At 71.1% G+C, this 21,587-nt stretch carries 14 protein-coding genes and 2 pseudogenes; 6 read left to right on the plus strand and 10 right to left on the minus strand.

Going from position 1 to position 21,587, the window contains the following annotated elements; all coding sequences use genetic code 11:
- Nucleotides 1–102: 102 nt before the first annotated feature.
- Nucleotides 103–2,553, plus strand: coding sequence for a tetratricopeptide repeat protein (locus tag G3I60_RS08455; RefSeq protein WP_164293009.1), 2,451 nt, complete (start codon nt 103–105; stop codon nt 2,551–2,553).
- A 27-nt stretch (nt 2,554–2,580) separates the two neighbouring features.
- Here G3I60_RS08455 and G3I60_RS08460 read toward each other — a convergent pair.
- The 6 genes and pseudogenes from G3I60_RS08460 to G3I60_RS08480 form a co-directional block, all read right to left on the minus strand.
- A pseudogene (locus G3I60_RS08460) lies at nt 2,581–2,754 on the minus strand (molybdopterin-dependent oxidoreductase); the annotation flags it as partial.
- A gap of 50 nt (nt 2,755–2,804) precedes the next feature.
- Nucleotides 2,805–2,933 (minus strand): hypothetical protein, encoded by a 129-nt coding sequence (locus G3I60_RS46320; RefSeq protein WP_269286235.1) that lies wholly within the window; start codon nt 2,931–2,933, stop codon nt 2,805–2,807.
- An 89-nt stretch (nt 2,934–3,022) separates the two neighbouring features.
- Nucleotides 3,023–3,082 (minus strand): annotated as a pseudogene (locus tag G3I60_RS47050) (hypothetical protein); the annotation flags it as partial.
- A 73-nt stretch (nt 3,083–3,155) separates the two neighbouring features.
- Nucleotides 3,156–5,165, minus strand: coding sequence for an AAA family ATPase (locus G3I60_RS08470; RefSeq protein WP_164293011.1), 2,010 nt, complete (start codon nt 5,163–5,165; stop codon nt 3,156–3,158).
- 115 nt (nt 5,166–5,280) lie between these two features.
- Nucleotides 5,281–5,673 carry a nuclear transport factor 2 family protein gene (locus tag G3I60_RS08475; RefSeq protein WP_164293012.1) on the minus strand — a complete coding sequence of 131 codons (393 nt, stop codon included), beginning with the start codon at nt 5,671–5,673 and terminating at the stop codon, nt 5,281–5,283.
- The gene (locus G3I60_RS08480; protein ID WP_164606938.1) at nt 5,670–7,022 is read right to left on the minus strand and encodes a cytochrome P450, cyclodipeptide synthase-associated; all 1,353 of its coding nucleotides are present in this window, start codon (nt 7,020–7,022) and stop codon (nt 5,670–5,672) included. The genes G3I60_RS08475 and G3I60_RS08480 overlap by 4 nt, the downstream gene beginning before the upstream one ends.
- A gap of 423 nt (nt 7,023–7,445) precedes the next feature.
- On the opposite strand from G3I60_RS08480, the gene G3I60_RS08485 reads away from it, so the two are divergent.
- From G3I60_RS08485 to G3I60_RS08495, 3 genes are all read left to right on the plus strand, one after another.
- Nucleotides 7,446–8,927: an MFS transporter gene (locus G3I60_RS08485; RefSeq protein WP_164293013.1), complete on the plus strand. Its 1,482-nt coding sequence runs from the start codon at nt 7,446–7,448 to the stop codon at nt 8,925–8,927.
- Nucleotides 8,928–9,072: 145 nt separating this feature from the next.
- On the plus strand, nt 9,073–10,437 hold the full coding sequence (locus G3I60_RS08490) for a carotenoid oxygenase family protein (RefSeq protein WP_164293014.1): 1,365 nt from the start codon (nt 9,073–9,075) through the stop codon (nt 10,435–10,437).
- A gap of 120 nt (nt 10,438–10,557) precedes the next feature.
- Nucleotides 10,558–12,039, plus strand: a complete 1,482-nt coding sequence (locus G3I60_RS08495; protein ID WP_164293015.1) for an alpha/beta fold hydrolase — start codon at nt 10,558–10,560, stop codon at nt 12,037–12,039.
- 75 nt (nt 12,040–12,114) lie between these two features.
- On the opposite strand, the gene G3I60_RS08500 is transcribed toward G3I60_RS08495, so the two are convergent.
- A complete protein-coding gene (locus tag G3I60_RS08500; protein ID WP_164606940.1) occupies nt 12,115–14,274 on the minus strand; it encodes an MMPL family transporter in 2,160 nt (719 codons plus the stop codon).
- A gap of 276 nt (nt 14,275–14,550) precedes the next feature.
- Between G3I60_RS08500 and G3I60_RS08505 the strand changes: the two genes are divergently transcribed.
- Complete coding sequence (locus G3I60_RS08505; protein ID WP_164606943.1) at nt 14,551–15,768, plus strand: AI-2E family transporter; 1,218 nt, start codon at nt 14,551–14,553, stop codon at nt 15,766–15,768.
- A gap of 71 nt (nt 15,769–15,839) precedes the next feature.
- On the opposite strand, the gene G3I60_RS08510 is transcribed toward G3I60_RS08505, so the two are convergent.
- On the minus strand, nt 15,840–16,073 hold the full coding sequence (locus G3I60_RS08510) for an agmatine deiminase family protein (RefSeq protein ID WP_343241930.1): 234 nt from the start codon (nt 16,071–16,073) through the stop codon (nt 15,840–15,842).
- A 259-nt stretch (nt 16,074–16,332) separates the two neighbouring features.
- On the opposite strand from G3I60_RS08510, the gene G3I60_RS08515 reads away from it, so the two are divergent.
- On the plus strand, nt 16,333–17,403 hold the full coding sequence (locus G3I60_RS08515) for a zinc-binding dehydrogenase (protein WP_164293019.1): 1,071 nt from the start codon (nt 16,333–16,335) through the stop codon (nt 17,401–17,403).
- A gap of 158 nt (nt 17,404–17,561) precedes the next feature.
- On the opposite strand, the gene G3I60_RS08520 is transcribed toward G3I60_RS08515, so the two are convergent.
- Nucleotides 17,562–18,230 (minus strand): hypothetical protein, encoded by a 669-nt coding sequence (locus G3I60_RS08520; RefSeq protein WP_164293020.1) that lies wholly within the window; start codon nt 18,228–18,230, stop codon nt 17,562–17,564.
- A gap of 153 nt (nt 18,231–18,383) precedes the next feature.
- Complete coding sequence (locus G3I60_RS08525; protein ID WP_203672443.1) at nt 18,384–21,278, minus strand: AAA family ATPase; 2,895 nt, start codon at nt 21,276–21,278, stop codon at nt 18,384–18,386.
- Nucleotides 21,279–21,587: the final 309 nt, after the last annotated feature.

Genomic DNA, 21,587 nt, shown 5'->3' on the forward strand with positions numbered 1-21,587 from the left:
GCGATGGGACGCTCTGGGACAGCTGGAACAGCCTTGACCAGCGGAGAAACGGCCCGTAATACTTCGGCCGGGGCGGGACAGCGAAGCGGGGGAACGGTGGACATGGAACAGCGAACAGCGCAGGCCGACCCACAGGACGAACTGGCCGCCCGACTGCGTCTGCTCCAGGAGCTGTCCGGGCTCGGTGTCCGTGCTCTCGCGAAGGACGCAGGCCTCAGCTCCTCGTCGCTGTCGCGCTACCTCAGCGGACAGACCGTGCCGCCCTGGCCTGCGGTGATCGCCCTCTGCCGGCTCGTCAAGCGCGACCCCCGCCCGCTGCGGCCCCTGTGGGAACGGTCCTCGAACCCGTTGCCCGCGCCCCCGAAGGCCAGCCGCCTGGTCCCGCCGAAGCCCCGCAACGATCTGCCGCGCGACGTACCGGACTTCACCGGACGCGAGGCCCAACTCTCGGCCGTGCTCGCCGCGGTGGACAGCCATCAGGTGGTCGCCGTCGACGGTATGGCGGGCGTCGGCAAGACCTGTCTGGCGGTGCATGCCGCGCACCGGCTCACCGACCGGTACCCGGACGCCCAGCTCTATGTGGACCTGCACGGATTCACCGAGGGCCGGGAGCCGTTCGATCCCGGCTCGGTCCTGCGGATGCTGCTCGGCGCGCTCGGCGTCCCGTCCGAGAGGGTCCCGCAGGAGGGCGTGGAACAGCTGGCCGCCTGCTGGCGGTCGGAGCTCGCCGGCCGGCGGGCCGTCGTGGTCCTCGACAACGCCGCCGATGCCGACCAGGTCCGCCCGCTGCTGCCCGGCGCCGGCCCCTCCGTGGCCCTGATCACGAGCCGCAACCGGCTGCTCGGCCTGGACGAGGTGCCCCCGGTGTCGCTGGACGTGCTGAGTCCGGAGGAGAGCGCGGAGCTGCTGGCCCGCGCCAGCGGTGACCCCAGCGGCCCCGACGGGCGGCTGGCCCGCGATCCGCAGTCCGCCGCCGAGGTGCTGCGGCTGTGCGGCCATCTGCCGCTGGCCCTGCGGCTGGCCGCGGCCCGGCTGCGGCACCGGCCCGGCTGGACGGTCGGCATCCTCGTCGAGCGGCTGTCGGAGGGCGCGACCGAGTTCGACACCGCGTTCGCCATGTCCGTACGACAGTTGGACCGGGCCCAGGCCCGCCTGTTCCGGATGCTGGGCCTGCTGCCCGGGACCGCCTTCGACGAGTACGTGGCGGCGGCCCTGGCGGACGTGCCGCTGCACAGCGCCAGGGAGATGCTGGAGGACCTGCTCGACGCGCACCTGGTCCAGCAGCCGGCGACCGGCCGCTACCGGCTGCACGACCTGGTGCACCAGCACGCCCGCCGGGCCTGCGAACAGCAGGACTCGCCGGCCGAGCGGGAACGGGCGCTGGCCCGCTTCCTCGACTACTACGTGCACGCGGCTGCCGCCGCCGACGCCGCGCTGCCGGTCCTGTCGCCCGGCCGCCCGGCCTCCGCGGGCCGGCCGCCGGCCGCCCTGCCGCAGTTCGCGGACAAGCACGCGGCCCTCGCCTGGCTCACCTCGGAGTACGAAACGCTGATCGCCGTCTTCGAGACGGCGGTCGCCATCGGAGCCGATGTGCATGTGAGCGAGCTGCCGCGCTTCCTGCGGGCGTACTTCGCGCGGCGCTGCGGCACGACGCACCTCAACTTCCTCTTCGAGCGGTCACTGGCCGCCGCGCAGCGCCTGGGCGATCCGCTGCAACTGGCCGAGGCGCACAGCGACCTGGGCTTCGCGCGCTACAACGCGGGCCGGATGGCGGAGGCGGGCGCCGCGTACGAGGCGGCCGAACTGGGGCTGTCCCGGACGGGGGACGTACGGTCGGAGGCCGAACTGGCGATGCGCCGCGGCTATCTGAAGTCGGACGAGGGCCATGTCGACGAGCCGCTCGAACTCTTCAGGCTGGCGGGGAAGTTGTACGAGGAGGCGGGTTGCCCGACGGGGGCGGCCCACGCGGCCGCGTCGGAAGCCTGGGCGATGCTGCAGCTGGGACACCGCGACCAGGCGGCGCAGCGGGCCCGCGAAGTGCTCGACATTCCCCACGCGGACCCGTCCTGGCCGCCCACGCTGACGGCTCGGATCACCCTCGGCGTGGCCATCGCCGGCGAGGCACCCGACGAGGCGGCGGAGCACCTGCACCAGGCACTGGCCCTGGCCCGTGAGGACGGGCACATGAACAACGAGGCGTGGTGCCTCAACTGCCTGGGCGTCGCGCTGCGGCAGATGGGCCGCTACGAGGAGGCGCTGGCCAGCCACCGGGAGGCGTTCGCACTGCTGGACGAGTTGTTCGAGGAACACTGGAAGATCCATTTCCTCAACGGCTACGGCGAGACCTGCCGGCTCGCAGGCCTCCCCGACGAGGCCCTGCGGCTGCACCGGCAGGCACTGGAGCTGGCCCCGAAGCTCGGATACCGGTCCGAGGAGGCGCTGGCCCACGAGGGCATCGCGATCGTGTTGGACGCAACGGATCCGGCGGCGGCCGCCGAGCACCGCGCGGCGGGTGAGGCCGTCCTGCGGGAACTCAATCCCGGGGCTTACTGATCGTTCCCTCTACTGCGCCCGTGACGCTCACAGAGGTGGTCCGTCTCCCTCGTGTTCCTGGTGGGAGCAGCGGCGGTCCCGGTGCGGGACGACGGGACGCAGCGGAAAGCCGTGCTCGGCGGTGAGTGATTCACCGTTGCGGTGGGTCACGAGGATCGTGCGGTCGGAGGTGAAGTCGGCGAGCCGGAGATTGGCGCTGTACTCGCAGGATGCCTTGCAGATGGCAGACAGGTCGGCAGTCGGGCGGCCGATCAGTAGACGTCGCGGACGTACCGCTTGTCGGACGCCAACTGCCGGACGTACGCGGCGGCCGACTGCCCGTCCATGCCGCCGTGTGCCGCGACGATCTGCCGCAGCGTCCGGTCGACGTCCTTGGCCATACGACCCGCGTCGCCGCAGACGGAGAAGTGGGCGCCGTCCTGGAGCCCTTCGTGCAGAGCCGCCCGAAGTTCGTCGGGTGCTTCCTGTCCCCGGAGACCTTCGCGACGGTTCGCCTGCCGGTGGAGGCGTCCCGCCCGATGTCGAGCACGACGCCGCAGCCGACCCTGACACCGGTACCGCTGCACCAGGCCGGGTCCCGGTCCCGGGAGTGCGGTCTCCCGCTACGGAGCCTTGTGGGAACCGTGCAGCTCCCACTCCCACAGCGCCTCGCACAGCAGGTCCAGTCCCTGGCGCAGGTGACGCCGGTAGGTGCCGTACGGCAGGCCGAGGCGGCGGGCGGCGGCCTCCTGGGTGGGCGCGCCGGAGAAGTAGCTCGCCGTCAGGGCTTCGCGGGCCCGCACTCCGCGCGGATCGCGGGCGAGGTCGTCGGTGGCCTGGCGCAGCAGGGCGCGCAGTTCCTCGACGGGGTCGGCGAAGTCGGCCGCCAGACGGGCGCGCATCAGGGCACAGGCCGCGAAGGCGCCAGGGTCGCGCCAGTGCGACAGGGCTTCGCGTACGGCCTGGTCGAACGCGCTCCGCGAGCCGTGCGGTGGTCCGGACTCGGCAGGCACGCCGGGGGCCGATATGAAGCGGCCGATCCAGGCCTCGACGGACACCTGTCGCCAGTCGACGCCGAACAGCCCGTAGGTGTGCTCACCGACCAGCGGTCGCGCACCGGTGTCGGCGAGGCTGCCCCTGACGCGCTCGGCCCAGGTGTCGGCGTCGCGCCAGACGGCGAAGCCGTAGGCGCGACCGCGGGCGCGGGCCGCCTCCGCCTGGGCGCGGGAACTGCTCAGGTCGATGACGCGCGAGGGGACCTGGTACCGCTCGGGGTAGATCGAGAAGCGGCTCACGCCGATGTGATCGCCGGGGCTCACCGGCGCCGTGGCGTCGGTGTACGCCCAGGCGGCCGCGACCACGGGATCGGTGGCCAGGTCCTGGGGGTCGGGAGGGGCCGGCAGGGCGAGTCGGGCCGTGAACGCCACGATCCGGCCCGTGTTCACCAGACGGTAGACGCTGAACGCCTGCGGCTGACGCCGCGCCCAGTAGCGGACCAGCTCCGCGGATTCCGGGCCCTCGGTCTCCTCGGCCATGCGCAGTACGGTGTCGAGGTCGTCCGCGTGCAGCGGACGGTCGTGCACCTCGTCCTCGCGGGACCACGTGCGCAGCCGCGCGAGGAGCTCCACCTCACGGAAGAGGTAGAAGAGTTCGTCGGTGACCGTCCAGACCCGCTCCTCGGGTGCCTCGCGCAGCAGGCGCATGTACTCCTCCGCCAGCCGCAGGCGCATCGTCAGGAAGGCGTTGGGTGCCCGCCAGCGCAGGTCGGCGGCGAGGGTCTCGCGTGCGGCGTCGTGCGGGTGAACCCCCCGGTGCGTGGACTCCATGAAGGGCAGCTCCCGCAGCCAGCCGAACAGCAGATGGGCGTCCTCCTCGGGCAGCACCGCGGCCAGCAGCTCCTCGGAGGTCGAATGCGCCTGCGCCACCACCTCCAGGGCACGGCGGTGAGCCGCCGTCGGCACCTCTCCGATCAGCCCCGCCAACAGGGTGCGCAGGACGTCGCCCGAGGGCGACCACGTCTCCTCCCTGCTCCAGCCCGTCGAGTCCGCCGCCGCCGCGAGGGACAGGGCCAGCGGGTTGCCTCCGGCGAAGCGCAGCACCAGGTCCCGTAGTTCGGGCCGGATCCGCGCCGCGACCAGCACGCTCCGGGCCTGCTCCGCGGAGAACGGCTCCAGTTCGGCCACGTGCAGGAGCCCGGCCCAGGCGGGATCGGAGCTCCACTGCGGCTGCGGCGCGAGCCGGCCGCCCAGGACGACCAGGGCGCCGTCCGCGGCGCGCGGCAGGAAGTGGTGCCACAGCCAGCTCTCCAGCCACTGGCAGTGCTCGAAGGAGTCCACGAACAGGACCGTGCCGGCGACGTCCAGGAACGGGGCGGCCGCGCGCTCGAAGTCGGCCGGATCCCGGCCGATGAATCGGCCGTCCAGTTCGACGAGCAGCCGGCCCGCCTTACGGGCATGGTCCGCCAGCCGGCGCAGCAGCGTCGACTTCCCGATGCCACCCGGCCCGAACACGTAGAACGCGAACGGCGCCTGCGGATCGCAGGCCAAGGCCGCCGCGAAGCGCGCGAGTTCCTCGTCCCGGCCGATGAAGGCCTGTACTCGCGCGCTGCTCAGTCTCTCTCCGATGGAGACCATGGCGGTTCCCCTCCGCTCGTCTCAGCTCCGGACGACGCGGTCCGGAAGTCCCCTCCAGGCCTCGCGGTGACCGGCACCGGCACGAGGCACGTGCGCCGGCGGTCCGGCCCGCCCGTCACTTGATGACTCCCAGGTTCCGGTCGTCGTCGTGGCCGGTCACCAGGAGGGTGGTCTCTTCGACGCGCTGGAAACGCCCGTCGGGGGCGAACTGGGCGAAGAGGTACACCTCGGTGACCGAGGTGCGGCCGTTGTCCCGGGTGACGGTGACGGAGTGCCGGTCGGCGTAGCGCAGACCGTCGCGGACTTCGTCGTGGACCTCGATGTGCCCGCTGAGCACCACGGAACGGAGGCGCGTCATGTGCTGGGTGAAGGCGGCCCGGTCGCTCCACTCGCCGTTGGTGCGCTGGCGGTAGTCGGGCGTGAAGTGCCGGTCGATGGCCGCGTCGAGGTCGAGGCCCGGGGTGAACAGCAGGTCGTTGATGGCTCGGGTGATGTCGGTCGGAGTCATCGCTGTTCTCTCCCGGTGGGGGTGATGGTCGGGTGCACGGCGGGCCCTGACTCCTGGAACAGGGGAGGATACGGCGCCGGCCGCCCTGGTAGAGGCCGGGACGAGGGGCCTGGTTCCACCACGGCCGGTGCGCTTTCGTGGACCGGTGTGAAGTCCAGCGGCAGGGAGACGGGACCGCGGGTGTACAGGCCGGCCTCCCGGTAGCGGAAGCCGGGGCTGTAGCGGACCTGGTCGAGCAGGGGGAGCAGCAGCGCGGCCACGGTCTCGATCTCGGCGCGGGCGAAGGCCGCACCGACGCACTGGTGGAGGCCGGTGCCGAAGGCCAAGTGCTGGGCGGCGGCGGTGAAGGAGCGATCGGTGCCCAGGTCCTGGCGGTGGATGTCGAAGGTGTCGGGGGCGCTGAAGGCGGCGGGATCGCGGTTCGCCGCGCCGATCATGCAGAAGACGGTGGCGCCTGCCGGGACGACGGTGCCGGCGAACCCGGCGTCCTTCTCCGCCTGGCGGGGAATGAGCTGGACGGGCGGGGTGTACCGCAGCGTCTCGGCGATCGCGGCCGGCAGCAGGGCCGGGTCCTGGCGGACCTGCGCCAGTTGCTCGGGGTGGTCGATCAGGTGCTTGAAGAGGAGCCCGAGGGTCTTGTCGGCGGGCTCGACGGCGGCGACCAGAACGTTGATGACCAGCGCGGTGACGTCGCGGTTGCTCATGGCGATGCCGTCGGACCCGGCCGTGCACAGCTTCGATATCAGGTCCTCGCCGGGGTGTCGGCGCCGCTGTTCGATGACCGGGACGAGGTACGCCTCCAACTGCTCGGCGCAGTCCAGACAGTGCCGACAGCGTTCCGGAGTGAGGCCCATGCTGGTGATGAACTCGCCGACCCCGTTGAGCCAGGCGGAGACCTGCCGCCAGTCCTGCTTGTCCAGGCCGAGGACGTCGAGCGTCACGTAGACGGCGAAGGGCTTGCCGAAGTCGTTGACGAGGTCCATCCGCCCCTGGGAAAGCAAGGGCGCGACGAGCTCGGCGGCGTCGGCGCGGATGGCGCGGGTCTGCTCCTGCAGGGCCTGTCCGGTGAAGGCCCGGACGACGATCTTCCGCTTGGCGGTGTGCTCGGCCCCGGTCATCTGGGCGAGGACCGGTCCGCGCATCACCGGCTCCGCGCGCACCTGAAGCGTCTCGGTGGTGAACGCCTCATGGTCGGTCAGCACCCGCTTCACGTCCTGATGGCGGGAGAGGAAGTAGCTGTCGATCGCCGGTTCGTAGTGCACCGGTGACCGGTCCCTCAGCCGGGCGAAGTGCCGGTAGGGATCGGCGGCGAAGTCCTCGGACAGGACGCTGAAGCGAGGATCGACCATGGGTACGGCGGCCTCTCAAGGGGAACGGACGAGGAGCGAACGCTACGGCGGCAGGCGCTGCGGTGACGGTGGGCAACCTGGTAAGCGCCGCGCGATGCGCCGACGCCCGGGACGGGGTCGGAGACCGGGACGGGGGTGGTCGTCCGCCGACCCGTGCACGATGCGCAGAAGGCCGAGCACCGTCTGCCGCCCCGCGGAGGGGCAGGCAACTCGCACTCCGGACAACGCTGTCGGCCCCTACGTCGGGACGGTCGACGAGGTCCACCGTCAGGATGACTCGACGCTGATTCACCCATGGAAATTGCTGGGTGGACTATAACCCGCACCCCGTAGGACCGCGTGGACAGGTGCGGACAGGAGTGGACAGTGCCCGTCCCCGCCGGGCCTGGAAAGTGGACAGCGCCCGGCACGAAGCTCAGCGTCATGAACCTCCGACGCGTACAAAAGGGCCGGACACCCCCCACCCCTCGGCCGGCGGCCGTGCTCGCGGCGCTCGCCGCGGCCCAGTTCACCGTCATGCTCGCCACCTCGATCGTGAACGTGGCGCTCCCCCAGATCCGGGCCGGGGTGGGCCTGTCGGACGGCGGCACCACGTGGGTGGTCAACGCCTACGGCCTGGCGTTCGGAGCGCTGCTCCTGGCCGGCGGGCGGACCGCCGACCTGCTCGGGCGCCGCCGGGTACTCATCGCCGGCCTCACGCTGTTCGCGGTGTCGTCGCTGGCCGCAGGAGTGGCCGCCTCCCCCGGCGTCCTGATCACCGCCCGCGCCGTTCAGGGCCTCGGCGCCGCCGCCATCGCCCCGGCCGCACTCGCTCTGACGATGGACCTGTACCCGTCCGGCCCCGGGCGTGGCCGGGCCCTGGGGGTGTGGGGCGCGGTCTCCGGTGCGGGAGGGGCGGGCGGCGTCCTGCTGGGCGGTGTGCTCACCCAGGCCTGGGGCTGGCCCTGGATCTTCTACGCCGTCGCACTCGGGTCGGTGCTGGTCCTGGTCGCCGTCGCGGCCCTCGTGCCACGGGCGGCGCCCGCCCGGACGGCCGGACGGTTCGACCTGCTGGGCACCACCACCGTCACACTCGCCCTGACCTGCCTGGTCTGGGGGCTGACCACCGCACGCGGCGCCGGCTGGACGGACGGCCGGGTGCTCGGCGCCCTCCTCGGCGCCGCCGCGTTGCTCGCGGCCTTCGTCGTGATCGAGCTCCGCCGGCCGAACGCGCTGATGCCGCCGCGACTGTTCACCACCGGCCGCGTCGCGGCGGGCAACCTGCTGATGGCGCTGCTGGGGTCCGTGTGGATCGCCCTGTTCTTCTTCCTGCCGCTCTACCAGCAACTGGTGCTCGGATCGAGTCCGTTGGCCACTGGTGCGGGCCAGCTCCCCCTGGCCGGGGCCAACATGCTCGGCGCCGCCATGGCGCCCCGCATCTCCCGGCGCGTCGGCGGCACCGCGACCGTGACCGCGGCCCTGCTCACCGAGGCCGCCGGACTGCTGTGGCTGTCACGGATCAGCGCCGACGGGAGCTACCTCGCCGACGTCCTCGGTCCCAGCATCCTGATCGGCCTCGGTCTGAGCATCGCCTTCGTCCAGCTCACCGCGTTCGCCGTGGACGGCGTCCCGCAACAGGACGCGGGCGTGGCCGGCGGACTGGTGAACACCACCCGCCAGGTCGGCGGGGCGATCGGCCTCGCCGCCCTGACCACCCTGGCCGGCTCCGTCACCGCCCACGCGGCCACCCACCAACCCCATCTGGAAGCGCTCACCGCCGGCTACCGCGCCGTCTTCACCGTCGCCGCCGCGGTCCTGGCCGCAACAGCGCTCCTCGCGGTGCTCCTCACCCGCCGCATCCGCCCGCGGACCCCCACCGACGCCGCTGTCGCCACCAGCCCGGCTTCCGACCCACAACTCGCCTGAATCCCCTGAATCCGGCCGTACCGATGGATCAGCCGGTCCATGGATCAGCCGTGCCCCGCGCCGAACAGGCGGCCTGACACCGGACAACACACCCGACCCGCATCTCACATCACACATCACACATCCACGGAGAGAGATTCCTGCCATGACTGCTGCGAAGCCCTACCTGACCGGCCACTACACCCCCGTCGCCGACGAGATCACCGCCACCGACCTCACCGTCGAGGGCCACCTGCCCCCCGAGCTGACCGGCCGGCTGATCCGCAACAGCCACAACCCCAAGCCCGGCGTCACCCCGACCCACTGGTTCAAGGGCAGCGGCATGGTGCACGGGATCCGGCTCCGCGAGGGCCGCGCCGAGTGGTACCGCAACCGGTGGGTGCACACCCCCGCCCTCGACGGTGCCCCCTACATGACCGACAAGGGGCCCGACCTGACCGCGAGCACCGCCGGCACCCACGTCATCGAGCACGCCGGCCGTCTGCTGGCGCTCTGCGAGGCCAACCTCCCCTTCGAGCTCACCCGGGACCTGGAGACGGTCGGCGCCCATGACTTCAACGGTCGGCTGAACAACGCCATGACCGCGCACCCCAAGGTCGATCCGGTGACCGGAGAGCTCCACTTCTTCGCCTCCTCGCCCTTCCCGCCGTTCCTGACGTACTACGTCGCCGACGCCAAGGGCGAGATCGTCCACAGCGCCGAGATCCCGGGAGCGACCGCCTCCCTCAAGCACGACTTCGCCATCACCCGCCGCCACGTGGTCTTCATCGAGGGCAACGTCACCTTCGACCACACCGAGCACTCCGGCATCCCCTACAGCTGGAGCGACCAGCAGCCCTCCCGTATCGGCGTCATGCCCCGCGGCGGCGACGGCGCCCGGAAGATCCGCTGGTTCTCCGTCGAACCCGGCAACATGCTGCACGCGGGCAACGCCTACGAGGACGGCCAGGGACGCATCGTTCTGGAAGGCCCCACCGTGGACCGCGAGGGGTTCCAGCTCTCCTGGAACTGGTGGGTCGGCGCGCCGGGGCGCGGTACCGAGCCCAACACCCGTTCCTACACCCGCCGCTGGGTGATCGACCCGGCGGCCGGCACCGTCGACGAGCAGATCATCGACGACCTCGCGGTGGAGTTCCCGACCCTCAACGAGGACTACCTGGGCGCCGAGCACCGCTACCAGTACGCGGTGTCCTTCCCGGACCAGGAAGGGTTCGGCGGCTACGGCGTCGTCAAATACGACCGCACCACCGGCGCCCGCCGCATCCACCAGGTCGGCGACGCCCGGCTGCCCAGTGAGGCGGTGTTCGTCCCCGCGGCCGGCGCCACCAACGAGGACGACGGCTATCTGCTCACCGTCGTCTCCGACCTGAAGCAGGACGCCTCCCAGCTGCTGGTCCTGGACGCCTCCGGCCTCGACCGGATCGCCACCGTCCACCTGCCGCGCCGCGTGACCGCCGGCATCCACGGCTCCTGGATCCCCGACAGCGCCCTGGACGGAAGCGAAAGCTGACCCCGCTTCCTCCCGGAAACGCCCTGACCTGAGCACCCCGACCGGAACACTCCCACCGGAACATCCCGAACAACCCCTCGAGCCCGAACAGGCCGAGGCTCATGACCAAGGAAAGTCGACATGACAAGAATCCGGAAGAACGCGGGCTGGATCGCCGCGGCCCTCTCCGCGCTCGTGGCCACCATCGCCGTACCGGCGCTCGCGCAGACCGAGGACGCCGATCACCGGACCCCCGCCAACAGCATCGACTGGCACGCCTGCGCCGACACCGACTTCACGAACATGCAGTGCGGATCGATCCAGGTACCCGTCGACCGGTCCCGCCCCCGCGCCGGCAGCACCACCCTCGCCCTGGTCCGCCGCCCGGCGGACGACCGGGCCCACCGCCAGGGCACCGTGCTCCTGAACGACGGAGCCGGCGGCTCCTCCATCGAGCAGCTGCGGCTGGCGATGCACATCCACCTCCCGGCCTTCGCCGGCGCCATGACCCAGAACTTCGACCTGGTCGCCGTGGACCCGCGAGGTGTGGGGCACAGCACGCCGATCCTCTGCGCGGAACCGCTCAAGCCCGCCGGAGTCAGCCACTTCCCGCAGAACCAGGCCGCGTTCAACGCACTCGTGTCCCACAACCGGGCCTTCGCCGAGGACTGCCAGCGCCGCAACGGCCCGCTCACCGACCACCTCGACCAGACCAGCACCGCACGGGACTTCGAGGCGGTCCGGATCGGGCTGGGCGAGAAGCAGCTGAACTGGTACGGCATCCACTACAGCACGCTCCTCGGACGCACCTACGCCAAGCTCTACCCGGGCAGGCTCCGCACCATGGTCCTCGACACCGCCCTGGACGACACCGGCTCGCCGCTCGCCCGGGTCACCCAGGAGGCGGCCACCGCAGAATCGGCCTTCAACCGCTTCGCCGCATGGTGCGCCACGTCGAAGGACTGCGCCCTGCACGGCAAGGACGTCGCGGCCGAGTACGACGCCCTCGTCGCCCGCGCCGACCGCACCCCGATCCCGACCGGGGGCGCGTCCCACCAGCCGCTGACCGGTGAGGACATCCGCGAGGCCACCCAGGACTACCTGACCCTGTCCGGTCAGGCCTGGCCGGACTTCGCGAAAGCCATCGTCAAGGCCCAGGCGGGCGACCCGATGGACTTCACCCACGACCAGGACGACACCCTCGACCCGGTCCAGGTACAGGTGCCGGCCTGTCTCGACGACACCCGCCCGGTGCACTCCCTCGCCCAGCTCACCCAGCTGGGGAAGGAACTCGCCCGGGTGTCCCCACACCTCGGTGGCGCCGTGCGCTCCTACAAGGCCATCGCCGGCTGCCTCGGCTGGCCCACCCCGTCCCAGCCCGTCAAGGCGGGCGCGCCGGTCCACGGCGCACCGCCCGCACTGATCCTCCAGTCCACCCACCAGGCCCTCGCCCCCTTCCGTGCGGGCGCAGCCATGGCCGCCCAACTCCCGGGCAGCGTCGTCCTGGGCCATGAAGGCGACGACTACAGCATGTTCCTGGTCTCCAAGTGCGCCCTGGAAGCCACCAACCGCTACCTGACCACCCGAGCCCTGCCCGCCCCCGGCACCGTCTGCACCGACTGAGAACCACCCCCTCACCAAAGGTGACGTCCGGCGCCCACACGCCGGACGTCACCCATTTCCGCGGTCGTTGAAGGTTCAGCCCATGGGCGGTTGCGGCTCGGGCTGCGGCCCGGGCGCGGGCTGCTCGGGGTGTGGGGAGGACGGCTGTACGCGGAGGGGGCGGGCTGCCCATTCGGGCAGGTACCAGTTCCACTTGCCGAACAGGGAGACGAGGGACGGAACGAGCAGCATCCGCACGATGGTCGCGTCGATCAGGATGCCCAGGCCGAGGCCGGTCGCCAGGGTTTTGAGATCGGTGCCGGGGCCGGAGGCGAGCGCGGCGAAGGCGAGGAAGAGGATGAGTGCGGCGCTGGTGACGAGCCGGCCGGTGCGACCGATGCCCTCGATGACCGCTTCGTCGGTCGAGTGGCCGGCGTCGTACTCCTCGCGGATGCGGGAGAGGATGAACACCTCGTAGTCCATGGACAGTCCGAACAGGAACGCGAAGATCATGATCGGGATCCAGAACGTGACGGCCCCTGTGGCGGCGATGCCGAAGATCGCGTTGGAGCCGTGACCGTTCTGCCAGAAGAGCACCATCAGACCCAGGGTCGCCGCCAGGGAGATCAGATTGAGCAGCACCGCCTTCAGCGGCAGCAACAGGGAGCGGAAGGCGCGCACGAGCAGGATGTACGTGAGCAGCGCGATGATGGTGAGCATCAGGGGGAAGTTGCCGTAGACGGCGTGCAGGAAGTCGATCTGCGCCGCACCGATCCCGGCGACGCCGGTGACCCCAGGAAAGGTCGCCGCGACGCTCTTGACCCGCTTGACGACGTCGATGCTCTTCGAGTTCACCGTCTCGTGGTCCGGGACGACCACGACGATGCTCTGTCCGTCCCGGTTGCCGGCCGGCCCGGAGGGCACGAACGCCCCACGCACACCGTCGACCTTGCCCAGTTCGGCGGCGACCGGTCCGGCCTGGTCGGTGCGGACCAGTACCTCCATCGGGGTCAGCGCGCCGGTCGGGACGCCGCCGCGCTCCAGGGTCTGCAGGGTGTCGTAGGCCGGGCCGTTCTTGGCCAGCGATTCCGAGGAGGCCAGGCCGATCTTGATACCGAAGAAAACGCCGATCAGGATCCCGAGCATGGCGAGGGCGGCGGCGGCCGCGATCCAGCGGCGCCGTACCACGGCGGCGGTCCAACGGCTCCAGAACCGGCTCGCCCGGTTCTCGTGCCGGATCTTCGGCCAGTCGACCTTCGGCCCGATGCCGCCCAGGATCGCGGGGGTCAGGGTGAGAGTGGTCAACACGCTCGCGAGCGGGATGAGCGCGCCGCCGTAGCCCATGCTGCGCAGGAACGGGACCGGCAGGACGACGAGGGCGAGCAGGCCGATGGCCACCGTCACACCACTGAACACCACCGCATGACCGGCCCGTTCCATCGCGACCACGACCGCCTCGTGATTCTCCCGGCCGCGGTCGCGCTCCTCACGCCAGCGGGTGACGAACAGCAGCGAGTAGTCGATCGCCACACCCAGGCCGATGAGGGCGACCAGGAACTGCACGATGAACGACACATCGGTGGCGTAGGTGAGCGGCAGCAGCATCACGAAGGTCGCGAGGATCGACACCGCGGCCACCAGCAACGGCAGCAGGGCGAGGAACGAGGCGAAGACGAAGGCGAGCACGGCGAGGGCTCCGACGGCACCGAGGAGTGTCTCCCCGAGCACCCCCGGCCCGCCGCTGTCATTGCCCCCGGAGGCCAGGACGTCCTGACCCGTCACCCCGACCGTGGCGCCGGACGGCAAGGCCTTCGCCGCCGCCACTTGGATGGGATCGGTGAGCAGCTTCTGGCTCGGTGACGGGTTGAACCGGTAGAACACCATCGCGTAGGCGGTGCGGTCGTCCTTCGTCCTGAAGGCCTTGTCGCCGGTGTTCGCCTCGTCGATCACTCGCACGTTCGGAACCGCTGCGCCCACGGCCGCGAATGCGCGGCCGACCTCGGCCTCATGGCCGGTGATCGTCTGCCCTGCCGGGAGCGTGACCGCGACCAGATACGGACTCGTGTCGCCGCCGCTGCCGAAAGCGGCCTCGATCTTGTGCGCCGTCACGGTGCCGGGCTGACCCGGCAGCGAGAAGTCGATCGTCAGCCGATCCGTCGTCCGGCCCGCCAGCAGCACGCCGGCAACCAGCACGAGACCCCAGAACGCCACAACCGCCCTGCGATGCCGCAGAACGAACTCGGCCCACCGACGCATGTCCGGTCCTCCCGCACGCCGTAGGGTGCCGAGCTCAGCCCTCGGTCCCTTTCCTCTGTTATCCGACAGATTTGCATACTTTGCACCACACGGCAGAGCCAGCGGGCGGGGTCGACGCAGCGCTCGTGCAGGCGCCGGCCCGTACGGGGACGGGGGCATCGAATGTCCGTTCCCGTGACGCGTCCCCCGGCGCTACGCCACACGGTCGGCGCGCCTTCGGGCGAATGTCGCGCCGACGGCGTGGCGGGAACGGGCTCCGGTGGTACGCGCTTGGAGATGTCCAGGCCATCGCATCCGCAGTCCGGCAAACCGGACCCCGTCGCGCCGTCCGCCGGGCGCGGGCACCGGATCCGGAAGGCGTCGCGTCAAGCGCTGCGCGGCATCACCCCACCTCCGGCCGGGCCCGGCGGCGAGCCGCGGGTGTTCCCCGCCCTGCGGACGGCCGCCGCGTACGCCTGGCGGATCCTCGTGGTGGGCGTCCTCGTGTACGCGGTCTTCTCCGTGCTGGGGCGGTTCCACGAGATCGCCGTGGCCGTCTTCCTCGGCCTGGTCATCACCGCGATGCTCCGACCGGTGACCGACCTCCTGGCGCGCTTCCTGCCACGACCGCTGGCTGTCGCGGTGACCCTGATCGGCAGCATTCTGCTCGCCCTCGGCGTCCTGGCCCTGGTCGGCGGGTCGGTGGCGGGAGAGAGCACCGGGCTGGCGCGGGAGTTCCGGGCAGGCATCAACAGGATCGAGCACTGGCTCCAGCAGCCGCCGTTCCGGCTCAACCCCGAGGCGCTCACCGACGTCCAGTCCCGGATCGGGCAGTTCCTGTCGAGCCACCGGTCCACTCTCATCAGTACGGCGGTCAGTGGCGCCGGCCGGCTGGTCGAAGTCCTGACCGTGTTCGCGCTGGCCCTGTTCTCCTCGGTCTTCTTCATCCACTCCGGCGACCGGCAGTGGGGCTGGTTCTGCGACCAGCTTCCGCCGGCCGCGCGGGAACGGGTGATGGTCGGGGGCCGCGCCGCCTGGCGGACCTTCACCGGCTACACCCACGGCATCGTGCTGGTGGCCGCGATCAACGCGACCCTGGTCGGCGTCGCTCTCTTCGCCCTCGGCGTGCCGCTCGCGGTCCCGCTGGCCCTGCTGGAGTTCTTCGCCGCGTTCATTCCGCTGATCGGCTCACCCATCGCCCTTGCCGTCGCCGCCGTGGTGGCGCTGGCGGCCAAAGGCCCGCTGATCGCGGCCATGGTCGTCGCCCTCATCGTGGTCATCGGGCAGATCGAGGGCCATCTGCTGCACCCGATCGTGATGAGCTGGGCCGTCCGGCTGCATCCGGTGGTGGTCGCGTTCACGGTCATCGGCGGCGCCATCGCGGCCGGAGTCATGGGCGCGGTGGTGGCCGTACCGCTGGTGTCCGTCCTGTGGTCGGTCCATCAGGCACTGCGCCGGACGGACGAACCGGGTCCGCCGCAGAACCCGGCCCCCGACCGGGGCACGGGATCATGAGGAGATGAGCGCGGTGCCCGACCCACCCGAAAACCTCGTCAGGCACCGCTCTCCGGTGTGCCGCGGTCCCGTTACGGCACCGGCTGCTGCTGGGTGACGCAGTGGATGCCGCCACCGCCGGTGCCGAGGCGGTCGATGTTGAGCTGTTCGATGACGCGGCCGGGGAAGAGGCGGGTCAGGGTGGCCTTGGCCGCGGTGTCCGCCCGGGTGTCGCCGAACTGGCCGCTGATGACCGCCCCGTTGCCCACGTAGTAGTTGGCGAAGGAGGCGAGGAACTCCGGGTTGGTGGAACAGCAGACCGTCACCGCATCCTGGCCGGACGGCGCCCACCACGGACCGGTCTCACTGCGCGCCGAGGCGTTCAACAGCCCCCGGACCGAGACCACCGCATGACGTAGCCCACTGTGGGAGAGCTCTCTTCAGCGGCGGCTGCCGGCCGGCGGAATCCGGCCGCGAGGCCGGTTCCCGACGAGCGGTGCGAGCGCTGTTGTCTCGTTTCCACCGTCTCTGGTCCACGATCCTCCACTAGGGTGAAGATCCTTTTGAATTCTGGGAGTTGAACAGATGCTTGCTGCCGTCTACCACGGTCAACGCGATGTGCGTGTCCAGGAATGGCCTGATCCTCAGTTACCGGCGGCAGGAGAACTCCAACTGGAGATTCTGCGGGCCAGCATCTGCGGTACCGACGTGGATGAGTTCGCTTCGGGTCCCCACCTGATCCCCCTCACCAAGCCGCATCCGGCGAGCCGTCATGTCGGTCCGCTCGTGCTGGGGCACGAGATGGTCGGAAGGGTGGCGGCGGTGGGGGCGGAGGTCACCGGGTTCGCCGTCGGGGACGTGGTGGTCCCGGGTTCCGGCGTCTCCTGCGGGCACTGCCGGTGGTGTCATGCCGGCCGGACGAACCTCTGTTCAAGCTACTTCACCGTGGGACTGCACGTGGACGGCGGCCTCGCCGAGCGGGTGAACGTCCCAGCGCGCATCAGCCGCTCCGTCGGGAGCATGCCGGCCGACATCGTGATCATGGCTCAGCCGCTCGCCGTCGCACTGCACGCGGTGCGCGGCGCCGAGGCCAAGGCGGGTGCGCGCATCGCGGTGATCGGACTGGGCGGGATCGGCTCGTTGGCGGTGGCTGCCTGCACGGCGCAGGGCATCGAGACGATAGCCGTCGACGTCTCGCCGGCCCGCTTGGACATCGCGAAGCGAAGTGGTGCCTCGGTGCTCATCGACGCGTCCCAGGAGGACGCCGCCGCCGCGATCAAGCGGGCCACCGGTGGCGACGGCGCCGACATCGTGTTGGAGACGTCGGGTGTGCCCAAGGGGCTGGAGACTGCCATGAACGCGGTGAGCCGTGGCGGCCACATCCGCCTGGTCGGCCTGCACCGTGACCCCTCGCCCCTGAACCTGACCCGGCTGGTCCTCGACGAGATCCGGATCTCGACGTCGAAGGTACACATCTGCGATCAGGATCTGCCTGAGGCGCTGGCCCTGCTCAACGACCACCCGGAGATCGCCACCACGTCAATAGACGCGGTCATCGACCTCGAGGACGTCGTGACGGCCGGGCTGATGCGCATGGCCGCGGGCGAAGCAGACGGCAAAACCATCGTCAGGCTGCCGAACTCGGACCCGAGGTAGGCACGTTCGTCACGGGCAACCCCAGGGAAGCGGCCATGCGCTTGGAGGGTTGATCTCCCAGAACGCGCCGGAGCGCGACGGGCCCGCACTCTCAGTCCATGGGCAGAGTGCGGGCCCCGCGCAGTTGTGGTCACACGAGCACGGCCGCCTCGTGACCATCAGCCCAGACGCTGCTTCACCGTGGCCACATCGGGCCCGGCGTCGGCCGCCGGGATCCTCCAGCGGTAGGAGGCCTTGGTGGAGTCGGTGTAGACGAGTGTGCCGCCCTTGGCCTGCTCCGGGGTGAGATCGAAGATCTCGGCGCGGTTCTGCCGAGCTCCCGGCTCGATCCGGCCGAGGCTGTCGTACCCCGCGATGCTGACCTTGAAGGCGTTGCCCTTGCCCTCGGAGACGGTCTGGCCGTTCGAGCCGATCCACTGCCAGCCGGCGCCCGTGCCGTCCGTGGTCTCCTCGTCGGCCGCGTTCGCGGAGAGCGACGTGTCCAGGGTCGTGATGACGACGAAGGTGCCGTACCGCGAGGTCTGCCCGCCACCTGCCGTGGCATGGACGACGGTCGTCGGCGTGATCTCCACGATGCCGACGAGCTTGGTCCCCACCGTCCGTGCCGGCGTTCCGAGCGCCTGCGCGGCGCTGCCGTTGCCGGTGTCGCCGCTGGGAGCGGTCGCGGTGCCGGTAGGACTGCCGGTGGCCGTCGGCAGCACGGTGGTCGGCTGCCCGGCGGACGGTGTGCCCGTCGGCGTCGTGTGCGCGTCGCTGCCGGTCGTGCCGTTGCACGCCGTCAGCGCGAGGCAGGCGGTGCCCGCCGTCGCGAGCAGGATCTTACGCATGGTCCCCCCGAGGTGTTGATGCCTGCCGAGAACGTACCGCGCCCGCGGCACCGCACAGCGTGACGTCACGAACCTGGGTCCAACGGCGGACCGTTGTGACGAACCCCCGACATCCGCACCGGATCGGTGGGCCCGGTCAGTGGTCCTTGAGGCTCAGGCTGTCGGCCACCCGCGGCCGTCACAAGCGATCCGGGTCATGAGACTCGCCAGGGCCGAGCGTGAAGGTACGGAGGTCTTGCGATAGATCGTCGACAGGTGGGTCTCGACGGTCCGGCGGCTGAGGTGGAGTTTGGTCGCGATGTTCTGGTTGCTCAGTCCCTCGGCCACCAATGCGGCGACTTCCAGCTCGCGTGCCGTGAGCTGGGCCGGCTCCGCGGGGACGTGCGGCGGGTCTTCCATCTGTGACCGGATCAACTCGGCCAGGTCGGAGACCAACCGCGCCCCGCCTCCGGTGGCCACCCGCTCGGCGCGGCGAAGCATGGCGTCGGCACGAGGTCCGTGGCCGGTGACCTTCGCCGGCGAGGCCGCCCGCAACAAGGACACCACCTCCCAGAGGAGCCCGCCGGTGTGAGCGTGTTCCTGGGCCGCGTCGTGGAACAGACGCGCGGCAGCGCTGGTGTCTCCCCGCTGCTCGGCGATCGCGGCCCTGGCGCGCAACGCCGCCGCGCGTTGGCCCGCAAGCCCAATGTGGGCCGCCTCCTCCGCGGCCCGGGAGGCCCAGCTTGCCGCCTGGTCGAGGTCGCCTGTCGCGATGGCGGCATTGGTGAGGGTCTCCAGTTGGGCCGGGCGGAGCGAAGGTTGCAGCCGTAGAAGTCCGGGGCCGCCTCCCGCCCTCAGGATGGCTTCCGTCGTACGGTACGGATCGCCGGCCATGTACGCGGCCTGGCCGAGCATGCACCAGGCCAGTGACGCCCACCAGTTGCAGCCCGTGCCGGCCGCCGCCACCGCTTCCTCGGCGGTCGCCAGGGCCCGGTGATCGCCAAGAGGGCTCCCCACGAGCACGATCAGCGTCTTGGTGGACAACGTGAACGCCAGCAGGTCGCCGCTGCCGATGGCTCGCGCGACGGATTCGGCCTCCTCGGCGGCCTCCAGTGCCGATGGCAGTCGGCAGGTGCTCAGGTGCACGTAGGCCTTGCTCATCAACAGATGCGGCAGGACATGGAGTTGTCCGGCGCGACGGGCGATGTCCAGTCCCCGCTCCGCGTGCCGTTCCGCCTCGGCGTACCGCTCCAGCAGGGCTTCCGCCCAGGCGAGCCACACCAGCGACTCGCACAGGTCGGTGAGACCGGGGTCGGTCAGGCCGTCCACGAGGCCTGCGGCTGCGTCGGCGAACCGCTCCGCGTCCCCGGTCCGGCCCTCGTACGCCTCCCCCAGCGCCGCGAGCCCGAGGACCCCGGCCTCGCCGGTGGTGTCGCCCTGGGAGCGAGCGGCGGCAAGGGTCCGCTCGATGTCCGCGCGTACGTCGGGATAGGAAACGGTCAGCAGCGCGGACATGCCCAGCGCCAGCCCCAGGGGGACCACCTGGCCGGGCGGAGGGCCGGGAGTGCGGGACAGCTCGTTGCGGAGCAGCGCGGTGGCCTCCGCCGAGTGACCCAGATGCCGTTCCATCATGGCGCACAAGGCGATGGCATCGGCGCGCAGGGCAGGGGTGCCGTCCCCTGACACGCTGATCAGTGCGTGCAGCAGATCCCGGCTCTGCCGCAGATTGCCGCTGATCCCCAGCGCCTTGGCTCGCGACAGCGTCAGCTCACCGCGCTGTCCGTCGAACTCAGGGGCCTCCGGCAGCATCTGCAGGACCACGTCCAGCAAATGGGCTGCCGTTGCCGGCGCCGTATCGGCGAACTGGACGGCCGCTTCACTCAGCACGGCAGCGGACGCCGGATCCCAGCCGTTGAGTGACCTCTCGACGTGATGGGCGCGCTCGGCGGCGGAGGCACCGGTCCTGGCCAGCTCGTCCGCCGCTCGGCAGTGGATCTCGGTACGCAGCCGGGGGGCGGTGTTCTCATAGACCAGTGCCCGCAGCAGCGGGTGGCGCAGCGTCCACTTGTCGCCCGCTCCCCTCCGGAGCAGGTCGCGTCGGGCGAGTTCGGCGGTCGGGTCACCCGGCTCTTCGCGCCCGGAATGACCGATCGCCACACGCAGCATCGAAGAGGTCGCGTGGTCGCCGAGCACGGCCACTGCCTCGATGACGAGGCGCTGCGGCTCCGTCAGCGCGGTCAGTTCATCCAGCAGCAAGGAGTCCAGCCCATTGGGTACTCCGGCCGCGTTGTCGTCCGGTACGTGGGGGTGGATCCGGGCGGTGACTCCCGGCAATGACGCCCCGTTCCGGTACGCGTGGAGGAGGGCGTGCAGATACAGCGGGTTTCCCTCACTGGCGGCATGCAGTTGCCTCGCATCGTCCTCAGGCAGGTCGGGGGCCAGTGCCGTGATGGACTCCCGTTCACCCAGCGGCCCGAGCGCCATGGGCAGCACGGCGCCGCTGTCGACTCCACGGGTGAGAGCGGCGGTCAAGGGGGTCGGAGTCTGCCGTTTCCGGTGCGCCAGGAGGAGCAGCACCGGGCCGTGCACCGGATGCCGGATCAGATGCTCCACCAGCTCCAAGGACGCGGGATCCGCCCAGTGAAGGTCGTCGAGCGCCACCACCAGCCCGTTCTCCCCGAGCCGTGCCAGCGCCCCGGCGACGGCGCGATACACGGAGAAGCGGTCGGATAATCCCGCGTGTGACAGGGAGCCCCCCGCACCGCGGACACCCTGCAACAGCGGCGTCAGCGCCGCCACGAGTTCCTCGTCGAGCACCGTGGGATCGATGTCCGCGAACGCGTCCGTAAAGATCTGGAACGGTGTGTGTCGCTCGTACTCGGTGGCCCTGCCGCACAGCACGGTCAGCCCGCGCCGCCTGGCCTGCGCACACGCCTCGCCCAGGAGCCGACTCTTCCCGATACCGGCGTCCCCGGAGATGTCGACCACCCAGGGCCCCGCGTTCATCCCCAGGCCGTTGATGAGCGAGTCGAGCTGCTGCACCTCCGCGGACCTGCCGACCACCGTCATCACGCTCTCGCCCCGCTCGTCAGGCCCTGATGTGAACAGGCTACCCAGCGTTTCGGGGTCGCGGAGATCCGGTGACGGGCGCTGACGCGATGTCGAGCCTTGGGCCCCGTCCCCGGCCGGGTCGCGGGCCGGTCGCGGGCCGGTCGCGGGCCGGTCGCGGGCCACCGCACGAGCCCATGGTTCCCGCCGCCCGGCGACACCACGTCCGGCCCCGCCGCTCACTACGTAGTTTCACGGATGCCACGGACCGCGCCACAGACCAGACTTGAGGCGGTCACCACCTGAGTGACGACCATCAACCGTGGTGGA

Origin of the sequence: Streptomyces sp. SID13666, assembly GCF_010548325.1 — a bacterium.
Lineage (GTDB): Bacteria > Actinomycetota > Actinomycetes > Streptomycetales > Streptomycetaceae > Actinacidiphila > Actinacidiphila fildesensis.

Coding starts and splice junctions, on each gene's coding strand:
- G3I60_RS08505 (WP_164606943.1), top strand. CDS start 14,551: ATGTCCAGGCCATCGCATCCGCAGTCCGGCAAACCGGACCCCGTCGCG.
- G3I60_RS08525 (WP_203672443.1), bottom strand. CDS start 21,278: ATGACGGTGGTCGGCAGGTCCGCGGAGGTGCAGCAGCTCGACTCGCTC.
- G3I60_RS08490 (WP_164293014.1), top strand. CDS start 9,073: ATGACTGCTGCGAAGCCCTACCTGACCGGCCACTACACCCCCGTCGCC.
- G3I60_RS08485 (WP_164293013.1), top strand. CDS start 7,446: ATGAACCTCCGACGCGTACAAAAGGGCCGGACACCCCCCACCCCTCGG.
- G3I60_RS08520 (WP_164293020.1), bottom strand. CDS start 18,230: ATGCGTAAGATCCTGCTCGCGACGGCGGGCACCGCCTGCCTCGCGCTG.
- G3I60_RS08455 (WP_164293009.1), top strand. CDS start 103: ATGGAACAGCGAACAGCGCAGGCCGACCCACAGGACGAACTGGCCGCC.
- G3I60_RS08500 (WP_164606940.1), bottom strand. CDS start 14,274: ATGCGTCGGTGGGCCGAGTTCGTTCTGCGGCATCGCAGGGCGGTTGTG.
- G3I60_RS08475 (WP_164293012.1), bottom strand. CDS start 5,673: ATGACTCCGACCGACATCACCCGAGCCATCAACGACCTGCTGTTCACC.
- G3I60_RS08495 (WP_164293015.1), top strand. CDS start 10,558: ATGACAAGAATCCGGAAGAACGCGGGCTGGATCGCCGCGGCCCTCTCC.
- G3I60_RS08515 (WP_164293019.1), top strand. CDS start 16,333: ATGCTTGCTGCCGTCTACCACGGTCAACGCGATGTGCGTGTCCAGGAA.
- G3I60_RS08470 (WP_164293011.1), bottom strand. CDS start 5,165: ATGGTCTCCATCGGAGAGAGACTGAGCAGCGCGCGAGTACAGGCCTTC.
- G3I60_RS46320 (WP_269286235.1), bottom strand. CDS start 2,933: ATGGCCAAGGACGTCGACCGGACGCTGCGGCAGATCGTCGCGGCACAC.
- G3I60_RS08480 (WP_164606938.1), bottom strand. CDS start 7,022: ATGGTCGATCCTCGCTTCAGCGTCCTGTCCGAGGACTTCGCCGCCGAT.